General features: G+C 61.5%; 17 protein-coding genes. 11 read left to right on the top strand and 6 right to left on the bottom strand.

Annotated features, from left to right (window positions below; translation table 11 throughout):
* The first annotated feature begins 140 nt into the window (after window positions 1–140).
* Both AWR36_RS03050 and AWR36_RS03045 read left to right on the top strand, forming a co-directional pair.
* Window positions 141–1460, top strand: a complete 1320-nt coding sequence (locus AWR36_RS03050; protein ID WP_067080718.1) for an ATP-grasp domain-containing protein — start codon at window positions 141–143, stop codon at window positions 1458–1460.
* A 6-nt stretch (window positions 1461–1466) separates the two neighbouring features.
* Window positions 1467–3491 carry a CocE/NonD family hydrolase gene (locus tag AWR36_RS03045; RefSeq protein WP_067080715.1) on the top strand — a complete coding sequence of 675 codons (2025 nt, stop codon included), beginning with the start codon at window positions 1467–1469 and terminating at the stop codon, window positions 3489–3491.
* Window positions 3492–3527: 36 nt separating this feature from the next.
* On the opposite strand, the gene AWR36_RS03040 is transcribed toward AWR36_RS03045, so the two are convergent.
* Complete coding sequence (locus tag AWR36_RS03040; RefSeq protein ID WP_067080712.1) at window positions 3528–4118, bottom strand: rod shape-determining protein; 591 nt, start codon at window positions 4116–4118, stop codon at window positions 3528–3530.
* 219 nt (window positions 4119–4337) lie between these two features.
* Entirely contained in the window at window positions 4338–5561 is a 1224-nt protein-coding gene (locus AWR36_RS03035; RefSeq protein ID WP_067080709.1) for a CaiB/BaiF CoA transferase family protein, read from the bottom strand.
* A 212-nt stretch (window positions 5562–5773) separates the two neighbouring features.
* Here AWR36_RS03035 and AWR36_RS03030 point away from each other — a divergent pair, with 212 nt between their 5' ends.
* The gene (locus tag AWR36_RS03030; RefSeq protein WP_067080705.1) at window positions 5774–6100 is read left to right on the top strand and encodes a DUF962 domain-containing protein; all 327 of its coding nucleotides are present in this window, start codon (window positions 5774–5776) and stop codon (window positions 6098–6100) included.
* A gap of 47 nt (window positions 6101–6147) precedes the next feature.
* Here the strand turns inward: AWR36_RS03030 and AWR36_RS03025 are convergent, their stop codons facing one another.
* Window positions 6148–7518: a TyrR/PhhR family helix-turn-helix DNA-binding protein gene (locus tag AWR36_RS03025; protein ID WP_176491086.1), complete on the bottom strand. Its 1371-nt coding sequence runs from the start codon at window positions 7516–7518 to the stop codon at window positions 6148–6150.
* A 252-nt stretch (window positions 7519–7770) separates the two neighbouring features.
* Between AWR36_RS03025 and phhA the strand changes: the two genes are divergently transcribed.
* The 4 genes from phhA to AWR36_RS03005 all read left to right on the top strand — a co-directional run bounded on the left by phhA (window position 7771) and on the right by AWR36_RS03005 (window position 12300).
* On the top strand, window positions 7771–8586 hold the full coding sequence (gene phhA, locus AWR36_RS03020; RefSeq protein WP_067080698.1) for a phenylalanine 4-monooxygenase: 816 nt from the start codon (window positions 7771–7773) through the stop codon (window positions 8584–8586).
* Between the two features lie 233 nt (window positions 8587–8819).
* Complete coding sequence (locus AWR36_RS03015; RefSeq protein ID WP_067080696.1) at window positions 8820–9296, top strand: Lrp/AsnC family transcriptional regulator; 477 nt, start codon at window positions 8820–8822, stop codon at window positions 9294–9296.
* Window positions 9297–9395: 99 nt separating this feature from the next.
* A complete protein-coding gene (locus AWR36_RS03010; protein WP_067080693.1) occupies window positions 9396–11024 on the top strand; it encodes an aminotransferase class V-fold PLP-dependent enzyme in 1629 nt (542 codons plus the stop codon).
* Between the two features lie 106 nt (window positions 11025–11130).
* A complete protein-coding gene (locus AWR36_RS03005) occupies window positions 11131–12300 on the top strand; it encodes a cation:proton antiporter domain-containing protein (RefSeq protein WP_067080690.1) in 1170 nt (389 codons plus the stop codon).
* 12 nt (window positions 12301–12312) lie between these two features.
* Here the strand turns inward: AWR36_RS03005 and AWR36_RS03000 are convergent, their stop codons facing one another.
* Genes AWR36_RS03000 through AWR36_RS02990 form a run of 3 tightly spaced genes read right to left on the bottom strand, consistent with a single transcriptional unit; the run spans window position 12313 to window position 18202 of the window.
* The gene (locus AWR36_RS03000; protein WP_067080687.1) at window positions 12313–15459 is read right to left on the bottom strand and encodes an efflux RND transporter permease subunit; all 3147 of its coding nucleotides are present in this window, start codon (window positions 15457–15459) and stop codon (window positions 12313–12315) included.
* Window positions 15456–16751, bottom strand: coding sequence for an efflux RND transporter periplasmic adaptor subunit (locus AWR36_RS02995; RefSeq protein WP_067080684.1), 1296 nt, complete (start codon window positions 16749–16751; stop codon window positions 15456–15458). The genes AWR36_RS03000 and AWR36_RS02995 overlap by 4 nt, the downstream gene beginning before the upstream one ends.
* A complete protein-coding gene (locus AWR36_RS02990; RefSeq protein ID WP_231745249.1) occupies window positions 16751–18202 on the bottom strand; it encodes an efflux transporter outer membrane subunit in 1452 nt (483 codons plus the stop codon). Before AWR36_RS02990 ends, AWR36_RS02995 begins: the two co-directional genes overlap by 1 nt.
* Before the next feature lie 331 nt (window positions 18203–18533).
* On the opposite strand from AWR36_RS02990, the gene AWR36_RS02980 reads away from it, so the two are divergent.
* From AWR36_RS02980 to AWR36_RS02965, 4 genes are all read left to right on the top strand, one after another.
* Entirely contained in the window at window positions 18534–19718 is a 1185-nt protein-coding gene (locus AWR36_RS02980; RefSeq protein WP_067080678.1) for an acyl-CoA dehydrogenase, read from the top strand.
* 141 nt (window positions 19719–19859) lie between these two features.
* Complete coding sequence (locus tag AWR36_RS02975) at window positions 19860–20480, top strand: trimeric intracellular cation channel family protein (protein WP_067080674.1); 621 nt, start codon at window positions 19860–19862, stop codon at window positions 20478–20480.
* A gap of 34 nt (window positions 20481–20514) precedes the next feature.
* Window positions 20515–22176 carry an alpha/beta hydrolase gene (locus AWR36_RS02970; RefSeq protein ID WP_231745223.1) on the top strand — a complete coding sequence of 554 codons (1662 nt, stop codon included), beginning with the start codon at window positions 20515–20517 and terminating at the stop codon, window positions 22174–22176.
* A gap of 426 nt (window positions 22177–22602) precedes the next feature.
* Window positions 22603–23778 carry a DcaP family trimeric outer membrane transporter gene (locus AWR36_RS02965; protein ID WP_067080668.1) on the top strand — a complete coding sequence of 392 codons (1176 nt, stop codon included), beginning with the start codon at window positions 22603–22605 and terminating at the stop codon, window positions 23776–23778.

Genomic DNA, 23778 nt, shown 5'->3' with positions numbered 1-23778 from the left:
CCAGGCCCCACCCTTATCGCCCGACGCAATGACACCGGATGTTCTTATCCGGCAGTGCCGCTCCAGCCCCGCTTGCGAAACTCACTCCACTGCTAGACTGCTTGGAGAGCCCACCATAAAGCACGTCCGGGAAGTAAGGCATGACGAGGCAGTTCTTCGTATTCGGGCTCGCGCCCCTGCACTGCGAGTACCTGAACGCAGTACATGGAGCCGAGCAGTACCAGTGGCGCAAACTCTTCTCGGATGACGAAATCGTCTGGTATCCAGACCGGCCGATGAGAGAACTGCTCTCGGAAGCGGAGCAGACCGTCGCCCAGTGCAATGGCGAACTCGCCGGGATTATCAACCACTGGGATTTCCCCTCCAGCGCGCTGCATCCGTTTTTGTGCCGGCAATTTGGCCTCCGCTCAGCGAGCCCGGAAGCAGTGCTCAAGTGTGAACACAAATACTGGAGTCGCCTGGAACAGAAAAAGGCACTGCCCGAGTGGATTCCGGATTTCTGCGCTATCGACCCCTTTGCAAAAGATCCCCTCTCTCAGGTCACCATCGACTTTCCCTTCTGGCTGAAGCCCGTCGTCAGCCACTCGTCGCAATTGGGGTTCCGCATCGAGAATGAGCGGGAATTGATACAGGCACTCAAGGTGATCCGCGGTGACGTAAGACGCTTGGGCGAGCTTCTCAATACCGCCCTGGAACGGGTATCGGTTCCCACTGAAGTCGGTGAGGTGGATGGTAACTGGTGCATCGCCGAAGGGTTGTTGAAAGGCAAGCAGTGCGGTATCGAGGGCACTGTGGTTAATGGCAATTACTATGTCCACGGTATCGTGGACACCGTCAAGGACAGCCGCAACCTGAGCTTCACCCGCTACGAATATCCATCGGTTTGGCCGGAATACGCCCAGCAGAAAATCTGCGACGCCGGCGAAGCCCTGTTGCGCCAGATCGGCTTCGATAACTCCGCCTTTGGTATCGAGTTCTTCTGGGATGAGGAGACCGACGATTTCAAGGTGCTCGAGATCAATACACGGATTTCCCAATCCCACAGCGACCAGTTCATCAAGGTGCACGGTGTGTCCAATCACGAGGCGGCGCTGGACATTCCCCTCAACCGCCACACGGACTTTTCCAACATGCGCGGTGACTACCAGTGCGCTGCCAAATTTATGCTGCGTCGCTACGAGGACACCACCGTTACCCGCATACCGACGGCCAGCGAAATTGAGGCTCTGCAGGAAAGCATCCCCGGCTGCAAGATTTCCATCCTTGTGGATGAAGGAACCCGCCTATCGGACCTGTCCAGCCAGGATAGTTACAGCTTCGAAGTGGCCAATATCTGTCTGGGCGGGCAAAGCCAGGAAGAGATGCTGTCCAGTTATCGGGACCTGGCCGCCGCCCTGCACTTCGAGTTCTCCGACGGTCGCGGGTTTGAGCCCTTCCAGTTCAAGAGCGTGCGGTACTGATTCTACATGCGCCATGTGAGCAACCTCCCCAACCGGGTAACGGCGATTGAGCATATTGAAATCCCACTGCCGGATGGTGGCTGGCTGGCCGCGCGTATCTGGATGCCGGAGGATGCGGTAACCAACCCGGTCCCGGCAATCATGGAGTACATTCCCTATCGAAAAAGGGACAAGACCCGCTTTCGCGATTCCATCATGCATCCGTACCTGGCTGGTCACGGCTATGCCTACGTGCGGGTGGATCTGCGCGGCAGTGGCGAATCCAGCGGCATCATGCGGGACCAGTACCGGGAGCAGGAACTGAGTGACGGCGTTGAGGCGATTCGCTGGATTGCCCGACAGCGATGGTGCAATGGCAGTGTCGGCATGCAAGGTATCTCCTGGGGCGGTTTCAACGCCCTGCAGGTGGCTGCCCGGGCGCCCGCGGAACTGAAGGCGATCATCTCCTGTTGCTCGACGGACGACCTGTACAAGGACAATATGCATTACATGGGTGGCTGCCTGCTGACAGACAACCTGTCCGAAGCCACCACCATGTTTTCCATCAACACCTGCCCACCGGATCCGCAACTGGTGGGAGAAAAGTGGCGCGCAATGTGGCTCGAGCGACTGCGGGAGAGCGGACTCTGGCTGGATATCTGGCTCCGCCACCAATACCGGGACAGTTACTGGGAACACGGTTCCGTGAGCGAACAGTACGATGCGATCCGCTGTCCGGCGATGCTGGTTGGCGGCTGGGCCGACGGTTACACCAACGCTATTTTCCGCTTGCTCCAGCACCTGCGGGTGCCGCGCCTGGCCCTGATTGGCCCCTGGGGCCACAAGTACCCGCACCAAGGTATCCCAGGCCCGGCGATCGGCTTCCTGCAGGAATCCCTGCGCTGGTGGGATCACTGGTTGAAAGACCGGGATACGGGGATCATGAGCGAACCCATGCTGCGGGCCTGGATGCAGGACAGTGTGCCGCCGACCACTTACTACCACCAGCGCCCCGGGCGCTGGGTGGGAGAGGACAGCTGGCCCTCAGACAATATCGTCGAGCGGGTCTATGAGCTGTCTCCCTATCGCATCCTGTTCGGCAATGAACCGCCCTGCGTCATGGAAAATGTACTGTCGGTGCAATCGCCGCTCAGCGTGGGGCTCTTTGCCGGCAAGTGGTGTTCCTACACCGCCGCACCCGACCTGCCCCATGACCAGCGCCAGGAAGATGGCGGCGCCCTGGTATTCCAGAGCGCGCCGCTCGACGACGATCTGGAAATACTCGGCTCTCCGCGCCTGGAGGTCGAATTGACGTCGAACCGGCCGGTGGCGATGATCGCGGTTCGCCTCTCCGACGTGGGCACCGACGGCGCGGCCACCCGCGTGACCTACGGCCTCTTCAACCTCACCCACCGCCACGGCCACGACAAGCCGGAGGAGCTGGTGCCCGGGCGCAAGTACCGTGTCCAGGTGGATATGAACTATGTCGCCCAGGTGTTTCCCCGCGGCCACCGCTTGCGCATCAGTGTCTCCACTTCCTACTGGGCGCTGGCCTGGCCACCACCGAGGCCGGTGAAACTGGAGATCTACTGCGACACCAGCAACCTGGTGCTGCCACTGCGGCGGGGCCGCGCTGAGGACAGCGACATCCACTTCGCCCCCGCCGAGGGCACGGAACCGGTCCAATTGCATTATGTGGAGCCAGCCCATAACAACTGGCTGGTGCATCAGGATCTTGCGGAAGATATCTCGACCCTGGAGGTGATCAAGGACGATGGTCTGATTCGCATCGATGAAATCGACCTCGAGTTCGCCAGCCGGACCTGGAACTGGTACACGTTTCAGGAAAACGACTTCAACTCGTTAAAGGCAGAAACCCGTACCGAACGCACCTTCGCACGGGGTGACTGGAAGGTGCGCACCACCACCCGCACCGTACTCACAGCCGATGCGGACAACTTCTATATTCGCGCCGAGCTGGATGCCTGGGAGGGGGAATACCGGGTTTATACCCAGCTCTGGGAACGCACCGTACCGCGACAATTTCTCTAGTGGACACAGTGCAACAGCGGCCCAACGCCATCGCGCTCAGAACTGCTGGAAAATGGTCATCGCGGCAATGAGAATGAACCAGATGGCAATCCAGATCCACTGGGTCCAGCTGCGGGGTTCATCGGCTCCGGAGGCGGCGACCGGGGCGCTGGCATCGCGAACTTTATCCAGGTCCAGCGTGTGGCGAGTGAGCTGAGGTCCCTGGTAGACATAGACCCGCCGCGCACCGGCACTCAAACCCAGCGCCTGAAAGGCGCTGACCTCTACCTCCGTCAACCCGCCACGATTCTTCTCCATGGGCTGCAGCACCAGATTGGCTGGGGAGGAGAACAACCCGTCGCCACTCAGCTTTTGAAAGATCCCCTCCAGCAACAGCTCTGCAGCCTTGAAGTGTGCCAGCAGGCTGCGCGGATGAGAGAACGGGTTGATCACCTCCACTTCACTGCTGGCGGCTGACGAGGCGCGGCTGCCGATTGCCACCCTTTTACTGCGGCGCTTTCCCTTGCGGATCGCGACCAATGGCACCTCATCAAAGATCTTGCCGGACTCGATATCAGTGACACGAATGCGGTTCTCCCACAACTGCATATACAGAGTGCCATCGCTGCTTTTGATCAGGTTTCTCATTTGGTTCCGGCTCCGCGCTGCCTACTTGCGCCCTCACCCAGTCTAGTGGGGCGCGCGATCAATTCGGTGCCGAAACCTCACGGCCACAGGTTGCAGGGCAAGGGGAAACAGCCAGCGACCGGCACCACGCGTTCACGCTTTGACAGCGCAGCCATGAAACGGCACCGGAATGGTCGGTGACAGTACTCGCCACACCGCCCACGATTCGCCAGAAAAACTCTAGACGACCCCCGACTCCCTCAGTGCTGCAATCTCCTCTGCAGATTTGCCCAGGGTGTCACGCAATACCGGTTCCGTGTGCTCACCCAGAACCGGCGGCCCCTGCTCATACTCGAGCGGCGACGCCGAGAACAGCGCGGGATTGCGCACCGTGCGGACCTTGCCGGCAACCGGGTGTTCCTGCTCGATCACCATGCCGCGGGCCTGCACCTGGGGATCGGCAAACACCTGGTCCAGGTTATTGATTGGGCCGCAGGGAACATGAGCCTCGCTGAGTCGCTCCAGCCACCAGTCGGACTCGTGCTCCCGGGTTGCCGACTCTATCAGGGGAACCAGCTGCTCACGGGCCATGACCCGGGCGGAATTCGTCGCAAAGGCCGCTTGCTCAGGCAGATCGTCGAGACCGGCAATGGCACAGAAGCGCTTGAATTGCTCATCATTACCCACCGCCAGCATGAAGTATCCATCTTTCGACGGCACCGCCTGGTAGGGCACGATATTGGGGTGACCTGTGCCCTGGCGCTCCGGGCTCTTGCCGGAGGTCAGATAATTCTGGGCCTGGTTGGCCAGCCAGGCCACCTGAGTGTCCAGCAGCGCCAGGTCAATATACTGCCCGACTCCCGTATGATCCCTGTGCACAACCGCCGCCAGCACCGAAGAGACTGCGTACATGCCGGTCATCAGGTCCGCCACCGCCACGCCCACTTTCTGCGGTCCGGCACCGGGCTGCCCCTCCGGCACGCCGGTAATACTCATCAGGCCACCCATGCCCTGGATCATGGCATCGTAGCCGGCCCGATTGCAGTACGGGCCTGTCTGTCCGAATCCAGTGATGGAGCAGTAGATAATGCCGGGGTTGATGGTTTTGATGGAGTCGTAGTCCAGGCCGTACTTGGCCAGCCCGCCAACCTTGTAATTCTCCAGCACAATATCGCATTCCCGCGCCAGCGAGCGGATCAGCTCCTGCCCCTCCGGCCGGGTAATATCGACGGTGATGGATTTCTTGCCGCGGTTGGCACTCAGGTAGTAGGCGGCATCGACGGTATCGTTACCTTCAGAATCCTTCAGGTAGGGAGGGCCCCAGTGACGGGTGTCATCACCTTTTTCGGGGCGCTCTACTTTTATGACTTCCGCACCGAAGTCGGCAAACACCTGGCCCGCCCAGGGGCCGGCCAGAATGCGGCTGAGATCCAGTACTTTCAGATGGGAAAGGGGGCCAGACATACACTCCTCTTGCTTGGCATCTCTATTATTCTGGCCCGCAGACTACCAGATTCCCCCCGAGCCTGTTCAGACTAAATTTCGGGCCATGTCCGCGCGTACCGGCAGGTTCGCTTGAAGGCGAATTGAGAGCGGCTTTTGACACTCCCGGGATTGGCCGTAAACTGATACCGCCTCCGATAACGCCACCCGATAACAACAACAGGACCGGAAACATGGCCGCGACCAGCGAATCCAGAGAGAACAAGTTTGAATCCTTTCGGGAGTTCTATCCCTTCTACCTGAACGAACACCGCAACCTCACCTGCCGCCGGCTGCATTTTGCCGGCACAGCCCTGGTGATCGCGCTGGTGATCACAGCCATTGTCAGTGGCAATCTGATGTGGCTGGTCGCGGTACCCTTTGCCGGATACGGATTCGCCTGGGTGGGACATTTCTTTTTCGAGCACAACCGGCCGGCGACATTCAAACATCCGTTTTACAGCCTGTGGGGCGATTTCGTGATGTTCAAGGACATGCTGATCGGCCGCATCGACCGCTGACAGCAAAGGGCGGCCGATCGTCCGCTCCCGACGCGGGCCAGGGCAATTCATTTGCCCCGCCCGGCCAGACCGTGCTCGCGCAGCTTATTGGCCACCGCGGTGTGGGAGAGTCCCAGGCGCGCTCCCAGCTCACGGGTGCTGGGATAGCGGCCCAGCATCTCCTGCAGTAGCTGCCTCTCTACCCCCCGCATAATTTCCCGATAGGTCATGCCCTCCCCCCAGTCCCGCCAGGGTGTCCGAGACACAGGCTCAAGTCCGGGCAGATCCTCCAGTTCAATCAGGCTTGCCGCCCTTTCACCGGGCGTGTCCGCTTGCCTGCGTCGACAGCGATTGGCGGCGGCGGCCAGGTGATCCCGCAGCTCGCCCAGGTTCCCCGGCCAGTCGTGCTGCCTCAACAGGGGCAGGCAGTCCTCCGACAGCTCGCGAGGTCCCGCCTCCAGTTCACCCAGCACCGCCCGGGCAAAGCGCGGTAGTGACTGCCGGAGTTGGCGCAGTGGCGGCAGGTGCAAGGTGAGCGAAGAGAACAGCTGTGCCAGGCCCGGCGGCAGGCTTCCGGGATCGCGACAGGTGCCCACCAGTCGCAGTTCCTGTGAGCGCCCCCGCAGCAGTCGTAACAGCGGGCCCACATCCGTATCCCGCAAAGCATTCAGGTCATCGAGTATCAGGGTCCCTCGAGTCGGCAGCCTGTCGGCGGACGGGGTCGAACCCGCCGTACACTGCCAGCGTACACAGCGGCCCTCGGCCGCCAGCGGCGAGAGAAAGTGCACAGCCCCGGCAAAAGTTGTCTTGCCGGTACCGGGCTCCCCGCTGATCAGCACAGGGGCCTGGAGGGGCGCCATCTCCTGCAGCTGCAGACAGGGATCTCTCCGCTTGCCGAAGTCCCACAGGATCGAGAGCTCGCTCAGGGTTTCCGCCTCGCTATTGGCTCTGTCCTCAGTCAGGGTAATGACCGCACCTGCCAGGGAATCGATGGCGCCGGGGCTGTCCTCCACCGGTATCGGCGTCCATTCCAGCAGAAAGGCTCGCCCCCGAACGGAGACGGGGACGCCGTAGCGCGGCGCAGTCAGGTCCCGCAACAACTCGCCGAGCTGCAAGTCGGGCAGGAAGCGCTGCAATTGCAGCCCGGGGACGCGATCCAGGCTGACACCAAATGCCCGCGCCGCAGCGAGATTCCCCGCCACGATCCGCCCCTCCCGATCGACCGAGAGGACAGGGTCGGCCACATGTCGCAACAGGGTATCCAGCTCAAAGTGGCGCCGCTCCGAGGGAATTAGCCCGATACGGCGCACCCGGCGGATGCCGGTAACGCCCAGCAGGGCCTGCTCAATCGCCCGGTATTGGGCCAGAAGCAGCCCGGGGATATGGAGGTAAACCTTATCGCCACTGTCTCCACCCAGCTCTCCAGAAACCACATTCACTCTAAAATCCGTGAATATGTGCATAATTTCCTGAAGGATACCGACACGATTGGCACAGGTAATTTCGATCCGCACGGTGCACCTGTAAAGTTTTATTTACGGAAAGTGTAGCCGCGGCCCCTATCCCAACACAATCTGCGGGCTCTCACTCTCCCGGTTCAGTGCACCAGCGCCTAAGAATAGATGTCCAAACAAATAAGAAGACTTGAGCCTTCCCGTAGTCGGACATCGGGACCTCAGAGGAGCAGCGGAATGAAAAGTGAGAGCAAAAGCAGCGGCAAGAAAGGCAGCAAGTACACCGCCCGCGAGCCGGACGCCAATGGCATCATTCACTACAGTGACGTGGAACACGACACTTGGAAGCGGCTGATCGAGCGGCAGCGCGAGGTGGTTCCCGGACGTGCCTGCGACGAGTATCTGCGCGGTCTCGAACTGCTGGACCTGCCCAGCGAGCGCATTCCCCAGCTGCACGAGATCAGTGATGTGCTGCGCCGGGAGACCGGCTGGGAAGTCGCTCGCGTGCCAGCCCTGATCGGTTTTGAGACCTTCTTCGGCCTGCTGGCAGACCGTAAATTCCCGGTCGCCACTTTCATCCGCACGCCGGAAGAGTTCGACTACCTGCAGGAGCCGGACATTTTCCACGAGATTTTTGGTCACTGCGCCATGCTGACCAATCCCGCCTTTGCCAATTTCACCCAGAAGTATGGCGAGCTGGGCCTCGCAGCATCGCCAAAGGAACGTGCCTACCTGGCGCGGCTGTACTGGTTCACTGTCGAGTTCGGCCTACTGCAGACAGATGAAGGACTGCGGATCTACGGTGGCGGTATTTTGTCCTCCCCGAAAGAGACCCTCTTTGCCCTCAGCAATGAACCAGAGCGCTTCGAGTTCGATGCTCTCGATGCGCTTCGCACCCCCTACCGGATCGACATCGTGCAGCCCATCTACTATGTGCTGAACGACCTGCAGCAGCTGCAGCAACTGACCGAAATCGACCTGATGGCCAAGGTGCGCCAGGCCATCGAACTGGGCCTGTTCGAGCCCCGCTTCCCGCCCAAAGACGCCGCCTGAGCCCTGCGGCCCGCCGCACCCGCGCCCTGCGGGTGTGGCGAAAAATTCAACTACCATCCCCGTTTTTTGGAGACTATCGTTACCGCATCTGCTGGCGTCTTAGTCAACCAATTCCCGCTTACCTCGGACACCGGCGCAGACCGCAAAACGGTCAGGGTATTTTTTACCACGGACCGCAGCGAAAGCATCTTCAGGAGATATTATCTCCGCTTTTTTGGGAGGCTTCTAGAATCATGTCCTCACTTGATGCGATCGATAGACAACTTCTTGCCATATTGCAATCAGATGTTAGCCTCTCCATCGAGGAGCTGGCGGACCGCGTGGGGTTAACCAAGACTCCTTGCTGGCGCCGGGTGCAGAAGCTGGAGAAAAGCGGCATCATCCGCCGCAAGGTTGCGCTGCTCAACGCGGAAATCCTGGGGTTGCCGGTATCGGTGTTCGCCCAGGTCAAAACCGACGAGCACACGCCCGAGTGGGCGGACGCCTTTGCGAGTCATATCAATAAACTTCCCGAAGTGGTGGACTGTTACCGCATGGCCGGTGACTACGACTACCTGCTCCGGGTCGTGGTCAGTGATATCGCAGCGTACGACCGCTTCTACAAAGAGTTGATCCGGCACGTGGGCATCAGCGATATCGTGTCCAATTTCGCCATGGAGCAGATCAAGAGCACGACCGAGCTTCCCATCCCGTCGGGAGACAAAGAATAAACTGGTGACGCGCCTGACCGTTTATGCAAGCGCGATCGCCTTACAATAATCGGTCGCGCGCTTTCGGGCACAGCGACCTCAACTGAGTTAGAGGTAACCATGGCCGACTGCGAAGCACTTCTGGCCCGTATCCGCGATGCCGTGATCGGCGAGCGCATGCCCCTTTCCACCCCGTTCGGGACCCGCCCTCTCATTTACGCGGATTACACCGCCTCAGGCCGCGGGCTGACGTTTATCGAAGATGCCATCCGCAACCAGGTGCTCCCCTGGTACGCAAATACCCATACCGAAACATCCGCTACCGGGCGACAGACCACCGCCTTTCGCGAGCAGGCCCGGGCCTCGGTGCGGCGATCCGTGAACGCAGATGATGGGCATGCGGTTATCTTCTGTGGCTCCGGCGCGACGGCGGCCATCAACCGCCTGGTGGACAGCCTGGGGCTGCGGAAGCCCGCCACCGAGCGTTTCCAGGGAATTGCGCAGGAAATACCGGAACACCTTCGCCCGGTAGTATTCATCGGCCCCTACGAGCATCATTCCAATGACCTGCCGTGGCGGGAGTCACTGGCCCAGGTGGTGACCATCCCGCAATGCCCGGGCGGCGGCGTGGACCTGAAGGCACTGGAGGCCGCGCTTCTGCGGTACCGGGAGCGGCCGTTGAAAGTGGGCAGCTTCTCTGCCGCCTCCAATGTCACTGGCATACGTACCGATGTCGCGGCGGTCACCGCACTGTTGCACCGCCACGGCGCCCTTTCCTGCTGGGATTACGCGGCAGCGGGCCCCTACGTGCGTGTCGATGCCGCTGGCGACGGCGATGGCACCCGTATCGATGCCCTGTTCATCTCGCCGCACAAGTTTGTCGGCGGTCCCGGCACCCCCGGTGTGCTGGTGATCGACCGCGAGCTGCTACCGACCGACCAACCGGCGGTGCCCGGTGGTGGTACCGTCTCCTGGGTCGGGCCGGAAAAGCACACCTACCTGCCAGCCGGGGAACGGCGTGAAGAGGCCGGTACCCCGGCCATCGTAGAGTCTGTACGGGCCGGGCTGGTGTTCCAGCTCAAGGACACCGTTGGTGCCGAGGAAATCGAGCGGCGGGAGGCAGACTGGCTCCAGCGTGCCTTCGCCCGCTGGCGGGACAACCCCAATATCGAAATACTGGGCGGCACCGAAGCAGAGCGGGTCAGCATTGTCTCACTGCATATCCTCAAGAATGGAAAGCCCCTGCACCACGGCTTCATCGTCGCACTGCTGAATGATCTTTTCGGCATCCAGGTGCGCGGCGGCTGCTCCTGTGCCGGTCCTTACGGGCATGCCCTGTTACACCTGACACCGGAGCAGAGCGAAGCGCTGGAAACGGTGGTGGCCGAGGGCGAGAGCCTGCTCAAGCCCGGCTGGGTGCGCCTGAACTTCAACTATTTCCTCGATATGGAAACGGTGGATTACCTCATCGAGGCGGTGGAGTTGATCGCCGAACAGGGCCACCGCTTGCTGCCCTACTACCAGTACGACGCCGCTGCAGGCGTCTGGCGCTACCAGGGTGAACACGCGGAGCCTCCGCTGGCACTGTCACTGGAGGGCTCCCGGGTCCAACCACCGGAACCGGTACCGACGCGGCTGGCGGACTTTATCCATCAGGCCCGTGACATCCTCGCGGCGCCCAGGGGAGAAGTCTGTGCGCAACCGATCCTCTCGCCCCAAGCCGAAGACCTGCGCTGGTTCAACCTCTGAGCGCGCCGTCCATGCAACCAAAAGGAACCATCGCGCCTGCCGGGGTGGTTCCAGCCGTGCCATCATGTATGGATAATGGAATAAAGCCGGCGAACAAGGATGTGCTGTGGCGGAGACCTCACTCTTTCAATCTTTCTTCCTGATTTTCAGTGGCGCCGCCCTGCTTGCCACCCTGGCGCTCTATGGCCGGCAGCCTCTGCTGGTGGCCTATATTGCCCTCGGCGTGTTGCTTGGCCCCTCCGTATTCGGGGTGGTGAACAATGTGCAGCTGCTCGCAGACATGTCCACCGTGGGCATTATTTTCCTGCTGTTCCTGCTGGGGCTCGACATGCAGCCCCAGGCACTGATGTCGGTTATCCGCAAGGCCACATTCGTCGGCATTGTCAGCTGCGCCGTATTCCTGGGGCTGGGCTACGGTCTCGGTCGCCTGTTCGGCTTTACCACTGTGGAATCCTGGGTGATCGGCATGGCGATGATGTTTTCCAGTACCATCATCGGCATCAAGTTGCTGCCTACCACGGTGCTGCACCACAAACACCTGGGCGAGTTGATGGTGGGCTTACTGCTGTTCCAGGATTTCGTCGCCATCGCCTGCCTGATGATTCTTTTGAGCGGCAGCACCGGCCAGGTGGATTTTGCCCAGCTGGGTATTTCGTTTGCCGCCCTGCCCCTGCTGGTCCTGGTGGCCTGGGTGGCCGTGAAATATGTTTTGCTGCCGCTGTTTACCCGCTTCGACCGCTTCCACGAATATATTTTTCTGCTGGCACTGGGATGGTGTATGGGGCTTGCGGAACTGGCGGAAATTCTCGGCCTGTCGCGGGAGATCGGTGCTTTCATCGCCGGTATTACCCTGGCCACCAGCCGTATCTCTCAGTACATCGCGCTCAGCCTGAAGCCGCTGAGGGACTTTTTCCTCATCCTGTTTTTCTTCAGTATTGGCGCCCAGTTCAAGCTCTCGATGGTGCCCGAAATCGCCCTGCCGGCGCTCATTACCGCGGCCGCGGTCCTGGTGGTGAAGCCACTGGTTTTCCGCTTTTTACTGGGCAGCCAGAGCGGGCAGAAAGTGCTGGCATGGGATCTCGGTTTCCGCCTTGGCCAGATCAGCGAGTTCTCCCTGTTGATTGCGTTCCTCGCCACCAGCCAGCAACTGATTGGCAGCGGCGCATCACACCTGATCCAGGCAACCGCAATCCTCACCTTCCTGGTATCGTCCTACATCGTGGTGATGAATTTCCCCAACCCCATCGCCATCAAGGACGAGTTGCGTAGGGATTAGCAACCGTTGATTTCAGCTGTTTGCGAGCCCGCTGCGGTTGCGCAGGCCAAACAACAGCGGAATATCGCGGGCAAACATCAGGTAGAGACAGGGCACCAGCAGCAGTGAGATCGTGGTCGCGGCGAGAATCCCATAGCCCAGGGAAATGGCCATGGGGATCAGGAATCGCGCCTGTACCGAGGTCTCAAAGATCATCGGCGTCAGCCCGCAAAACGTGGTCACCGTGGTGAGAATAATCGGGCGAAAGCGCCGCGCCGCGGCCTGCTTGATCGCATCAGTGACTTCAACACCCTGCTCCCGCAGGCGATTACCGTATTCGATCATCACCAGGGTATCGTTGATCACGACACCGGCCAGGGCCACCATACCCAGCAGGCTGATCATGCTCAGGCCGTAACCCATAATCAGGTGGCCCAGCAGCGCGCCGATCACCCCGAATGGAATCGCCACCATCACCGTCAGTGGCTGTATGTAGCTCTTCAGGGGAATGGCCAGCAGCAGGTAGAGTGCGGCCATGGTCAGGGTGAAGGTGAGCCCCAGGGACGTCAGCCCCTCCCGCTCTTCGGCCTGGCGCCCCTCGTAGGAGATCCCCAGTCCCGCGTATTCCGCCTTCAGTTGCGGCACCATACTCCGGTCCAATTCGTTGATCACCAGGGTCGCTTGATCCGCGGGCTCGACGTTGGCGGTGACAGTCATCACTCGTCGGCCTTCACGGCGGTTGATCCCCGAGTAGGCCCGGCCCTGGTCGATAACCACAAGGTCCGGTAACGGCAGCCAGATATTGCCGGGCGCCTGCACCATGATGCTGGAGACATCCTCCAGCGATCCGCGTTGCGCCTCCGGCAGCCGCACCATGACTTTAACCTGGTCCCGCCCCCGCTGCTGACGCATTGCTTCGGCGCCATAGATCGAGGCTCGCAGCTGCCGTCCGATTTCTTCGGCGGTGAGGCCCAGGCTCTTGGCGGTGTCCGTCAGCGTGAGGTCCAGCTGCTGCTTGCCAAGCGAGATGCCGGGATCGATATCGCTGACATTGGGGAACTCCGCCAGCGCTGACGCAAGCCGCAGGGCCACTTCTTCCAGCGTGCGGGTGTCGGTGTGTCGGAGCTCGACTGTGAGTGCGGGGCCGGCGCCTGGACCGCCGCGGTCAGCGGCGAAACTGGAACTCAGGGCACCTGGCACCTCACCCACCTCCTGCCGCCAGGTGCGAACAAATTCCCCGGTGGTAAACGGTCGCTGGTCTGCGGGCACCAGGTAGACATCCACCTGCACCGTGTTATCGCGAACCAGGCCGCGCATGCCCAGAAAAACACCCTCACGGCCCATTTTCTCCAGCGCCCGGTCCGCAGCCCCGGTAATCTGGCTCCGTGCACGCTCCAGTTGCCGCTCTGCCGTGCCCGCGGGAAATGTGACCTGAACCCGGCCCGAATCCCGCTCCACCCGCGGCAAGAGGGTAAACCCCATGCGGCCGCTGGCTGCATAGCCGGTCACGACCATGAGAATGGCCACTGCCAGGGCGATCGTGGTGTAGCGGTGGCGAATACAGAGGTCCAGAAACGGCTTGAAGCGCTTCTCCACAAAACGATCCAGGCTGCGGGCGATCATCTTCTGTCGCGCTGCAAAGCGCCGTGCCCGGGCATTGCGGTAACCCCGGCGCGAGTACGCCAGGTGCGCGGGAAGAATAAAGAGCGCCTCCACCCACGAAATCACGAACACAGATCCCACCACCAGGGGGATGATGCCGAAAATCTTGCCCATAAATCCGGGCAGGTGCATCAGGGGCACAAAGGCAACAATATTGGTGAGGATGGCAAAAGTGAGGGGAACCGCTACCTGCCGCGCGCCGGCGATGGCGGCCTCCAGATTGCTGTAACCCAGGCGGCGCCACTCATAAATATTTTCGCCGGCGATGATTGCATCATCGACCACGATCCCCAGCGCGATGATGAAAGCGAACATGCTCACCATATTGATGGAAATATCCAACGCGGGCAGGAACAGCAGCGCACCGAGAAAACTGGTGGGAATACCGAGCGTTACCCAGAATGCCAGTCGCAGCTCGAGGAAGGCGCCGAGCACAATAAAAACCAGCATCAAGCCGATAAAGCCGTTCTTCAGCAGCAGGGATAATCTCTCGCGGAAGATTTCTGAATCATCATCGCGAATACTGACCTCCACACCGTCCGGTAGTGTCGGCACCACCTCGGCCAGTACCTCCCGGGTCGCCAGGCTGACACTCATCGGCGTCTGGTCACCGACACGAAACACGTCGATGCCCATGGCCGGCTGGCCGTTGAAGTTCATGTTACGCGGCTCTTCCACCAACGCATCCCGAACAGTCGCAATGTCCTTGAGCCGCACGATCCCGCCACCCGCCGCCTGCACCACTACGACTTCACCAAACTCCCGCGCCCAGTCGCGGCGTTCGGTCACCCGCACCAGTATTTCGCCCGCCTCGGTTTTCACCGCGCCAGCCGGTACATCCACTGCTGCGTCCCGGACCAGTTGCGCCACCTGCGGCAGGGACAGCCCATAGCGGCGCAAGCTCTCGCCCTTGACCTCCACGGCCACCTCGAAGTCGCGCACACCATAGGTCTCCAGCGCGGTAATCTCGGGATGCGCCTCCAGTTGCTCATAAAGCAGCATGGTGATTCCGCGCAGGGCGTGAATATCGATATCACCATGAACCACCAGGTCGAGGACATCGCGCTGGTGATCAGCGAGGCTCACCTGGGGTCGTTCAATATCATCAGGGAATGTTGTGACACGGTCGATGGCCTGCTGGATGTCTTGGTAAACCTTATTGCCCTCGGCATCCTCGTCCAGTTCGAGGCTGAGGGTGGCACTGCCCTCGTTGGCGGTGCCGCGCATCTCCCGGATGCCGGGAATGCCCTGCACCGCCTGCTCCGCAGCCACCAGCACCCCTCTCTCCACCTCCTCGGGACTGGCACCGGGGTAGGAAATCTGCACCGTGACCATGTCCAGGCTGAAATCCGGAAACACTTCTTTTTTTACCAGCGTTGCGAAAACCAGGCCGCCGAGAATCAGCACCAGCATCAGCAGGTTGGCGGTAACGTGATTGTGCGCCATCCACGCGATCGGCCCGCCGTGAAGGTTGACCGGTTCCCGCGGCAGCTTTTTGCCGGTGTCCAGCCCGCTCATCCGCGCTCTCCAGCCTCTGGAGGAGAGGCATCGTCGGCCGCTGCGGGAGGAGAAGCCTCCTCACCATCTCCGGTGGCCGGGCTGCCCCGCTGTACCCCGGGCGCCGCATTACCATCGGGCGCGGCATTACCTTCGTACGCGGCTCCACCGGTTGGAGCCTCGCTCACGCGTACCCGCATTCCGTCGGTGACTGCGGTCAGGCGTGTCGTGATTAGCTGCTCACCGCCGTTGAGGCCGGCTTCCAATACGGCGTAATCACCGCTCAGATAGGCCAGCTCGACCGGTTGCACCCCAATCCTGCCATCCCGCACCACCCAGACCTGCTCACCGTCCTGGAGGGCAGTCAGCGGAATACGGACTCGCTCCCGCTCGGACGGGCTGACGATGATCACCCGGGCCAGGTCGTTGAGCAGCAGCCTGGGCTCGGACACCAGCTCCTGGGACAGCGGGTCCTCCAACTCGACCAGCACCCGCGCGAGTCGGCCCTGCTCCTCGAGGACGGGAATCAAGCGCACGAACTGCCCGCGCCGGTAGCTGCCCTCTGGCCACTGGCTGCCACGGATACGCACCTCCGCCCCGTCCCTGCGCAGGCGCGAGAGCTGGACCGCAGGAATCTCCACTTCCACCTGGAACAGATCCGCGCCGGCCAACCGGTAGAGCACGCTGCCCGGTCCTACCCGGTCCCCGATATCGACACTGCGATCAACCAACAGCGCATTGAACGGCGCCCGGACTTCGGTCAGGCGCAGATCCCGCTCCGCGAGCCGCACCGAAGCTTCGGCGGCATCGACCCGAGCCTCGGCCGCCGCCAGTTGTGGCTCCCGCAACACCAGGGCGCGGTCCGCCTCAGGCAGCGATCTGCCCAGCAGCTCGTACTCCTCCTTTGCCACCAGCTGCTGGCCGCGCTCCTGTTGCAGTTCCGCGCGTCGTTCAGCCAGGGTGCTGCGCGCGGTCCTCAGTGCCAGCTCATAGGGTTCCCGTTCGATCCGGGCCAGGAGTCGGCCCGCCGGGACCGTTGCACCCTGGTCCAGGTCGTAATCCAGCCATTCCACCCGCCCCTCAACCTGCGGCTCCAGATCCACGGTTTCGCGCGGACGCACCCGACCCAGCGCCTCGACCGTCACCGGGTACTGGCCCCGCTGGGCTGTGACTACTTCCACCAGGGGGGCCGGAGGCGCCCGTTCACCGCGTGTCATGGTGGGCTTTTCCCGCAGTAACCAGCCGGCAATCAGCACCGCCGCCACCAGCAGCCCAACCGGCAGCGCAAAGTTCCAGTTGAGCCGCTTCAGCATCAGCTGCCCTCCTGCCGATAGCGCTCCAGTTCAACCGGCTGCGCAGCCGGCAGGTTCTCACCGGGAATACCGCCTGACAGCGCCCGGTAGAGCACCACCCGGTTCTCGATCAATTCCCGTTGGGCTGCCAGTACCTGCCGCTCGAGGCTCTGTTGCTCATTGGTGGCGGTGAGTACATTGAGGAAATCCACCGTCCCGCGTGTGTAGGCCCGCCGCTGGCGCTCGACAACCAGGTCCGACAGTCGCGCCCGCTCCCGCAGGAATCGCAAACGCTCGCGCACGGCTTGCTCCTGGATCAGCGCACGCTCCACCTCGGACAGGGCGGTCAGCACCGTGCTCTCCAGCTGTGCCCAGCGCTCCTGCTCGGCGGCCTCCTGACGCTGCCGCTCTGAGGACAGGCTGCCGCCGTCAAAGATCACCCCCTCGGCTGCGGCGGTCAGGGTCAGCAGCCAGTCCTTGGTGATATCGCTGATCGAGGGACCACCGCCGCTGTAGAAGCCGGACAGGCTGATCACTGGCAGGCGCTCGGCCCACGCCTGCTCCGCCAGGTAGTGCCCCTCCAGCAGGTTGCGCTGGGCCTCCAGCACATCCGGCCGTCGCAGCAGCAGATGGGACGGAACCCCGGTATTCGGCAGCGCCGGCAACAACGGCAACCCGGAAATCGGCTCGACCAAGCCGTCCAACACCGCAGGGGTTGTACCGATCAGCGTGGCCAGCTGGACCTTGAGCGTCTCGATATTGAATTCAGTCTCCACCAACTCCTGCTCTGACTGCTCTACCAGCTGGCGTTGCTGCAATACGTCCGCAGCGGCACTGATACCACCGCCAAAGCGCAGCTCCAGTACACGCAGTGTCTTGCGATTGATATCCAGCTGTTGATGCAAAAGATCCCGCTGGCCCCACTGTTCGCGCAGTTGCAGCCAGGTGGTGGCGACCTCGGAGGCAAGGCTGAGCGCGGCCACCTGCAGACTCTCCTCGCTGGCCAGGCGGGCCGCCTCTGCGGCGCGCGCGCCGAATCGGACCCGGCCCCACAGATCGATTTCATAGCTGGCGGCGAGCCTGCCGCTCCAGCTGCCGCCCTCGTTTTCGCCACCGGAAAAATCAAAGCCGCTGTCCCGGGAACGGCGCTGCTCGGTATGCTCCAGGCCGCCTGTCAACTGTGGCCACAGACCCGACCTGGCGCCGCGCGCTACCGCGGCGGCCTGCTCCAGCCGCCATAGCGCCGCCCGCAGGTCCGGACTGTCGGTCAGGGCCCGCTGCACCAGGCCATCCATCTGCGGGTCCTGGAAGCTCTGCCACCAACGCTGATCCGGCGTCGCCTGACCAGATGTGGAAAACTGGTCAGGCAAGCCCAGGGCTGCCTGCGGCAACCCCGGGGGCAGCGGCCGGGCCGCGCAGGCGGCCAGCAGCGGCAGAACAATGACCAGTGCTCGCAGAGCAGACAAGGGCACCACCGGATAAATCGTTGACGGCAAAAAGAAGAAGGTTGTTGTGAAAGTATTGGGCACAAGCCCATTGCTTCAAGGAAATTAACCGTCGTTAACGCAAAGCAAAGAACATTCTGCTGACGGACACAGAGGGAGTGCCCTTCTGCCCGGACTTCGGTATCATGGCGGCGCCGGAAATAGTGATCACAAATTTCAGGATCACTTTGACGCCACAGCTGCCGATCCCTCCGGGAGACCCCGGCGGCACTTTGGCACCGCGACGCAACTGATTACCATGCATTGCCCGGGCCCAGGCCCCGGTTGCCACTGACAGCAAAGGTAGACGAGACGAATAATGAGCAAGCATCAACCCCTCGCCCACTGGGACGACATCCTGCTGCTGGATCAGCAGCTCAGCGACGAAGAGCGCATGGTCCGTGATACCGCGCGTGAATACTGTCAGTCGCAGCTTATGCCGCGCATTCTCGAGGCCAACCGGCACGAAGTGTTCCACCGCGAAATCATGAGCGAAATGGGCGAGCTGGGACTGCTGGGTTCCACCATCGAAGGCTACGGTTGCGCCGGCCTCAATTACGTTTCCTATGGCCTGGTTGCCCGCGAGGTAGAACGCGTGGATTCCGGCTACCGCTCCGCCATGAGCGTCCAGTCCAGCCTGGTCATGTACCCCATCTCTGCCTACGGCAGCGAAGCGCAGAAAGAGAAATACCTGCCCAAGCTGGCTACCGGTGAGTGGGTCGGCTGTTTTGGCCTGACTGAGCCGGATGCCGGTTCCGATCCCGGCGGCATGAAGACCCGCGCCAAGAAGGTGGACGGCGGCTACCGCCTCAGCGGTGCCAAGATGTGGATCACCAACAGCCCGATCGCTGATGTATTCGTGGTCTGGGCAAAAGACGACGAAGGCATCATCCGCGGCTTCATCCTCGACAAGGGCATGGAAGGCCTGAGCGCGCCCAAGATTGAGGGCAAGTTCTCCCTGCGTGCCTCCATCACCGGCGAAATCGTCATGGATAACGTATTCGTGCCGGAAGAGAACAAGTTCCCCGATATCGGCGGCCTGCGTGGGCCGTTCGGCTGCCTGAACCGCGCCCGTTACGGCATTTCCTGGGGTGCCATCGGCGCCGCGGAGTTCTGCTGGCACGCCGCGCGCCAGTACGGTCTCGACCGCAAACAGTTCGATCGCCCGCTGGCACAGACGCAGCTGTTCCAGAAAAAGCTCGCTGACATGCAGACAGAGATCACCCTGGGCCTGCAGGCGTCCCTCCGGGTCGGGCGTATCATGGACGAGGCGAAAGACTTCGATCCCACCATGATTTCCCTGGTCAAGCGCAACAACTGTGGCAAGGCCCTGGATATCGCCCGTGTCGCCCGCGACATGCACGGCGGTAACGGTATCGCCGACGAGTTCCACGTGATCCGCCATGTAATGAACCTGGAAGCGGTAAACACCTATGAGGGCACCCACGACGTACACGCCCTGATCCTCGGCCGCGCGCAGACCGGCCTGCAGGCGTTCTTCTAAACAAACGCCGACAGCGGGCAGCCGGCCGCGTGGAGCGGCCCGCCTGCCCCTCCGGCGCCTGCAGGTGACAGGCGCCGGTTCCCCCTCTACCATCAGCGATCCAACACTCCCTACCCCTAAATCGAGATCCCGCAGGCTCCTATGGAACAGCTGCTTTTCTGGTGCGACCTGATCGGCATTGTGGTCTTCGCCTTCTCCGGCGTCCTGGCAGCGGGCCACAAGCAGATGGACCTGTTCGGGGCGGTGGTTCTGGCCTGCGTCACAGCCACCGGTGGCGGCACACTGCGGGACATGATTCTCAACGTGCCGGTCTTCTGGCTGCAGGACACCCATTATCTCTGGCTCGCCTCGGCGACCGGGGTGGTGAGCTTTTACCTGATTCGCTATCTGCAGGTGCCCATGCGCCTGCTGAAGATCGCCGACGCCATGGGGCTCGCAGTGTTTGTGGTCATCGGCACCCAGAAGGTGCTCGGTTTGGGCCATTCCGCTGCCATCGCTATCGTGATGGGTGTCATGACCGGCACTTTCGGAGGCCTGATCCGCGATCTTCTCGCCGGGGACATTCCGCTGCTGTTGCGCCGGGAGATCTACGCCACTGCCGCCCTGAGCGGCGCCGCGGCACTGGTATTGCTCGACGCCAGCGGTACACTGCCGGGCGAGATAGTGGTCGCCATTGCGATCCTGGTAACTTTATCCATACGCCTCGCCGCATTGCGATGGAACCTGTCGGCTCCCATCGCCCGGTTTGGCAACCATGGTTAACAGCGCGCAACCGCGCCGGACACGGAATCCCGTAGTGAATTATCCGCTTCCATTGAAAGCCCTGCTCCTGGTCATCACCCTGCCCGTTCTGGCGGCCTGTAACCGCGGTGAGCCGGCGGACGGGGATGCTGACCCCGAGTCACAGCTGCAGGCGCGGCCCTGCTGGTTCGAGGCCGACAACAGCTGGCCGATTACCCAGTGCTTCATGATGGAAGTGCCAGAGAATCACGAGAAACCCCAGGGGCGTAAAATCCGCTTCCCGGTGGTGCGCTTTATGGCCAACGACCAAAATCCCGACAAGTTCCCGCTTTTACACCTCGGCGCGGGCGGCCCCGGCGCGAGCATGGGCCTGGAACCGGAAAATGCCAGTGAGTGGCTGTGGATCAACTACGCCACCATGACCGTGGAAAACGGACGTGACCTGATCGTGATTGACCCCCGTGGTACCGGCATGGCGGAACCCAGGCTTGCCTGTACCGAGTTTATCGAGGATGCGACGACCGCATTCCAGAGGCCCCTGACGGCCGATGAAGAGGCCCGGGTTTTCAGTCACAGCCTCGAACGCTGCTACAGCCGCCTGAGCGAGAAAGCGGATCTTGCCCACTACAACAGCAGCGCCGTCGCGCAAGACATCGAGGCACTGCGCAAGGCGCTCGGGGTGGAGCAGATGAACCTGTACGGTGTCTCTTACGCTTCCCGCTATGCCCTGACGCTGGCCCGGGACTTTCCCGATTCCGTACGAGCGCTGGTGCTGAACAGTGCCGTATTTCCCGACATCCCCTACATCCAGCAACTGGCTGAGGATTCCCAATCCGCCTATTTCCGCGGTCTCAACTTCTGCAGCGAAGACAAGCTCTGCGCCAGCCGCTATCCAAACCTGCGCCAGCGACTGGAAAGCCTGGTGGAGAAGCTGGATGAGGCGCCGGTAACCGTGCCCATCGAGCATCCCTATGCCGATGGAGAATTCCCCTTTGCCATGACCGGCCAGCGGCTGTTGCGTGTGTTGTTCCAGGCGCTTTACGACGAGGGCTTCTACCCGGAATTGCCGGCGGTTATCGAGGGGCTGGAAAAGGGCGATCCCGCACCGGCGCGGGACGCAGTGAATCATTTCATGGCGATCATTCTCGATCCGTATTTTGGTGACGCAGCAGGCATCAGCCATTTCTGCTTCGAGGAGGCTCCCTTTGTCGACTTCGAGGAGGCACGCCGCAAAGCGGACGACACCGGCATTCTCGGCAGTGCGGTGCGCGCGGATCTCGAACTGATGCAACTGCAATGCCGTATCTGGGCCATCCCGCCCGCTGGCCCCCTGGAAGCCGAGGCCATCGCTGCCGAGGTCCCAACGCTGATTCTTCACGGTGCGCTGGACCCGGTGCTCGATGCGGAGGATGCGGAAAAAGCCCGCGCCGCGTTGCCCAATCATCAGTGGCTGCTTTTCCCACAGCTGGCACACGATGTGATTTCCGCAAGTAACTGCGCCGAGGAGGCCGCCGCGAAGTTCCTCGACGACCCCGCCGCACAGGTCTCGGAACAGACCTTTGCCTGTCGAAAAGAAGAGCTGGCGCTACAGGCCGGTGAGGCAACTGAAGCACAGGGTGAAGCGGAGCACGAAGCCACCCCGCGACATTCACCACCGCCTGTGATCAAGGGGGGCCAGGAATCTGTGCCCTCGCCCGCCAGGGAAAAAACGCCCTGAAGCCATTATATTTTTTGCGCCAGGGCACCATATGTGCCCTGGCGTTATATGCAGTGAGAGCCGCTTAAGCGCCTGCGCCTTCCCCCTTGCCCCCCCTGCCCGGCACCTTCCCGCTATCTGGCCCATGCAATTTTGTCAGCTCCACCTTCAAAAATTTTGAACAGAGCGCCGGCCAGCCCTTTTTGGGACATACGCACCAATTACAGATCTACACTTGTCACGCTATTGCCCGCAAAGTCACTGCGACATCAGGGGGCGCCGCAGGGAAAAGCAGCGCCGCATTTCACTGAAAGTCGCAAGCGAAAGCTCGATTACAAGGATGTACCCATGCTCGTCTCTGCAACCAAGCCAAAGCATTCGCGCAGAAGCTACCTGGCTCCTTCGCGTAAAGGTCCCACTGCAATCACAGCACTTATCGCAACCGCGATGCCGCTCGTCGGCCTGGCCGGTGATGATGGCACGCCTGGTTACTTCAGTCCTCCCGAGGTCAACCTCTACACGAATATCATGCTGGATGCCGGTTACCAGAAATACACCAACGATCCCGACTGGTTCGATGTCGTCCGACCGACACGACTGCCAGCTTTCGAGGAGGAATACGAGCCCGATGGCAAGTGGTTCCAGGGTGTGCGCCAGAGCCGCATGGGTTTCAAGGGCACATCGCAGACGCCCTGCGGAGAAGTGAAAACCCATTTCGAGTACGAAATGTTTGGCGTCGGTGACGACGCCGGCCAGACCACGTTCCGCCTCCGCCATGCCTGGGGCGAGTTCTGCCAGGTGGGTGCGGGCCAGACGTGGAGCGTGTTCATGGACCCGGACATCTTCCCCAACTCCGTTGAGTACTGGGGGCCGAGCGGCATGGTGTTCTTCCGCAACGTACAGCTGCGCTGGACGCCGTGGCAGGAGGACGATTCGAGCTTCGCGATTTCGATAGAGCGGCCGGGCGCCAGCCGCGATTTCACCCCCTATGAAGACCGCATCGAACTGCAGAACATCCGCCCACACCTGCGCTGGCCGGATATCGCTGCACACTACCGCGCTGGCGCCGACTGGGGCTACCTGCAGGTGGCCGGTATTGTCCGCCGGATCGAGTGGGAGGACATTCTCGACGACGAATTCGATCTCAGTGGCGACGAGACCGGCTGGGGTATCAATGTCACCTCCAACATCAAGATGGGCTACACCGTGGCGAAGCTGGGAGTGGTCTACGGCGAGGGTGTACAGAACTACATGAATGACGCACCGGCGGACATCGGTGCGGTACTGCAGCCGGACAACCCCGTGACACCCATTACCGGTGAGGCGCTACCAATGCTTGGGCTGAGCGCCTTCCTCGATGTGAACTGGAACAAACAATGGACCTCCACCATCGGCTATTCCAGCCTCGACATCAACACCACTGACGGCCAGCTGGACGAGGCCTTTGAGAAAGGCGAGTACGCGCTGGTCAACCTGCTGTATCACCCGACTGACAAGGTCTTCCTCGGCCCGGAACTACAGTACGCCGAGCGTGAGAACGCGCGGGACGGCTTCCGCTCCCACGATTTCCGTGTCCAGTTTTCCATTAAATACATGTTTGATATGACCCTGAGAGGAGATTGA

Origin of the sequence: Microbulbifer flavimaris (genome assembly GCF_001641755.2) — a bacterium.
Classification (GTDB): Bacteria; Pseudomonadota; Gammaproteobacteria; order Pseudomonadales; family Cellvibrionaceae; genus Microbulbifer; species Microbulbifer flavimaris.
Note: the sequence above shows the minus strand (reverse complement) of the source record. Positions and strands in the feature narration are given on the sequence as shown.